Annotated in this window: 1 protein-coding gene; it reads right to left on the bottom strand. The window is 64.3% G+C overall.

The genetic code is table 11. From position 1 onward, the window contains the following. Positions 1-482 (bottom strand): CoA-transferase (locus AC0L20_RS39865; protein WP_473295647.1); only part of this gene is annotated, 482 nt, incomplete at both ends.

The following is a 482-nucleotide window of genomic DNA, read 5'->3' as shown; positions in this document are numbered from 1 at the left end:
TCGGCTTCGGTCTTGGCCTTGACCTCGTCGAGCGAGACGCCGTCGGCGAGCTCGATCAGGGCCATGCCGCCGCTGCCGTGCTTGTCGATGGTGAAGACGGCCAGGTCGGTCACGACCATGTCGACCACGCGCTCGCCGGTCAGCGGCAAATTGCACTGCTTCAGGAGCTTTGGACCGTCCTTGGCCGAATGCTCCATCACCACGACCACGCGCTTGACGCCGGCGACGAGATCCATCGCCCCGCCCATGCCCTTGACCATCTTGCCGGGGATCATCCAGTTGGCGAGATCGCCGTTCTGGGCCACCTGCATGGCGCCGAGGATCGACAGATCCATGTGGCCGCCACGGATCATGCCGAAGGAATCCGCGCTCGAGAAATACGAGGTCGACGGCAGCTCGCTGACGGTCTGCTTGCCGGCGTTGATGAGATCGGCGTCCTCTTCACCCTCATAGGGGAACGGGCCCATGCCGAGCATGCCGTT

Source organism: Bradyrhizobium sp. Kon58 (assembly GCF_055807455.1).
Note: the sequence above shows the minus strand (reverse complement) of the source record. Positions and strands in the feature narration are given on the sequence as shown.